Origin of the sequence: Crocosphaera watsonii WH 8501 (assembly GCF_000167195.1) — a bacterium.
Classification (GTDB): Bacteria; Cyanobacteriota; Cyanobacteriia; order Cyanobacteriales; family Microcystaceae; genus Crocosphaera; species Crocosphaera watsonii.
The window spans coordinates 1-2,143 of sequence record NZ_AADV02000316.1 but is presented as its reverse complement, the minus strand read 5'-3'; the positions used below and the strand labels follow the sequence as shown (position 1 = coordinate 2,143).

The following is a 2,143-nucleotide window of genomic DNA, read 5'->3' as shown; positions in this document are numbered from 1 at the left end:
CCCTACAGACGATTCACAATCGGCTATTGTCGGCCGTAAAGATTTGTGTTCAAGTCTGGCCGATGCTTAAAATTCCTTGATCAGACCATTAAGCTTTCCCCGTACCGGTTGTTCTTCGGCGGCACTCAGTTGTTTTCTCTCCTCTAACCATCGCGATCGCCACTGACGCACTTGTACTCGGTCTAATTCTAATCTTCGACTAATCGAACTATTGCTCTCTCCTGATGCTGCGGCTAAGATTAGCTTGGCTCGTCTAACAAGGCGATAGGGGTTTGTTGTCCCTCTCACTATTTGTTGGAGTACTGTTTTCTGTAGGTTGGAGAGGTTAATTGGCAATGCTTTTATCATGGACATCAACTTCGAGATTCTTCCGTTAGTTTCATTGAAACACATTGTCGTGGCTAGTTACGAAAGTTTCTGTAAAAATCTGGTGGATTACTTTCGCCAAGCTGCATTAGTCTAGTTCAAAGAGACTTTTCAAGAATAATTACGACCTTGGGGACTTTCGCCAAATTTCCCAAACGTCGAGGTTTTTCTTCCGGACGTATTAAAGGTTACAAAAAAGCCCCACGAACTCGTCATGATGTTATCAAGAAAGGGAGCAAAAAATCAACTGAAAACTTAAAAGCTCCTTAGTTTTCCTCAGAATCTATAGATTAGCCCTATTTGTCAGCCAATTTTATTGACTGATACAGAGCCGATATTTTGGGATTTTAGTTTAGCGTAAAATATACGCTAACAAACTTTTTTTTGTCCAAAGTCCAATTCAGTAAGCAAGGAAGTAATTGAAAAACTCTATAAAGTTTATGAAGAAGAAAATGAAAAATTATTTGAGTTAATCAATAGAAGGGTAGATGCTTGGAAATTTCCTGAAAGTGATAAACTAAGTTAAGCATGGCAAAATCTTATCCTCTAAACACAATTACTAAATACAATCATGAAAGCATTAATTCTTTCCGGTGGAAAAGGAACCAGACTCAGACCCCTTACCCATACAGGTGCAAAACAATTAGTACCTGTTGCCAATAAACCTATTTTATGGTATGGAATCGAGTCAATTGTCAAGGCAGGAATTACCGAAATTGGTATTATTATTAGTCCCGAAACAGGGGAGGAAATACGGAGAAAAACTGGCTCAGGCGAACAGTTTGGAGCCAATATTACATATATATTACAAGACGAACCTTTAGGGTTAGCCCATGCGGTAAAAATAGGACGACCCTTTTTAGGAGATTCTCCCTTTATTATGTATTTGGGAGATAACTTAATTCAAGATGATATTAATGTCTTTTTAGATAAGTTTAAAAATCAGCACTTGGACGAATTAATTTTGTTACGTTCTGTTTCTAATCCTACAGCTTTTGGTGTAGCTGTGGTAGACGAAAAGGACGAGTATTAAAGTTAGTTGAAAAGCCCAAAAACCCACCATCAAATTTGGCATTAGTTGGGGTTTACTTCTTCTCTCCTGCTGTTCATCAAGCTATTGATAATATTCAACCATCACCTAGAGGAGAATTAGAAATTACCGATGCCATTCAAGAACTAATTAATAGCGATAAAATCGTTGAATCAGTACAACTACAAGGTTGGTGGTTAGATACAGGGAAAAAGGACGATTTATTAGAGGCAAATCGTATTATCTTAGATACCAATTTAACCATAGATAAAGCAGGAAATATTGATGATAAGAGTAAAATAAGTGGTCGGGTAAATATAAAAGGGAACACAACAATTATTAATAGTACCATTCGCGGTCCTGTTATTATTGGGGAAAATTGCCACATTGAAAATTGTTTTATTGGTCCTTATACCAGTATTGGTGATAAATGCACTTTAGTTGATGCAGACATTGAACACAGTGTTTTATTAGAAAGCGCACAAATTTTAGAAATTGATCAAAGAATTGTTGATAGTTTGATTGGAGAAAGGGCTAAATCAGAAATGGCACCTCAACGACCAAAAGCTTTAAGATTTATGGTAGGAGATGATTCTCATGTTGAATTAGTTTAATTGATTTGATAGCGATCGCTACAAGATTAGCGATCGCTGCTCACCTTTTCTGAGAGTTTATTGCGGAAAATAATACTCGTGATGATAAGTCATAAAAGTTGTTTAAATTCGTCAATACTTAATCCAGCATCAC

General features: G+C 36.9%; 3 pseudogenes. 2 read left to right on the top strand and 1 reads right to left on the bottom strand.

Features of this window, described 5'->3' with window-relative positions:
• Positions 1-93 precede the first annotated feature (93 nt).
• Positions 94-393: pseudogene (locus CWATDRAFT_RS31350) on the bottom strand (helix-turn-helix domain-containing protein); the annotation flags it as partial.
• Between the two features lie 63 nt (positions 394-456).
• On the opposite strand from CWATDRAFT_RS31350, the pseudogene CWATDRAFT_RS31345 reads away from it, so the two are divergent.
• A pseudogene (locus tag CWATDRAFT_RS31345) lies at positions 457-636 on the top strand (NF041680 family putative transposase); the annotation flags it as partial.
• A gap of 301 nt (positions 637-937) precedes the next feature.
• Positions 938-2,010: pseudogene (locus CWATDRAFT_RS31340) on the top strand (glucose-1-phosphate thymidylyltransferase).
• Positions 2,011-2,143 lie beyond the last annotated feature (133 nt).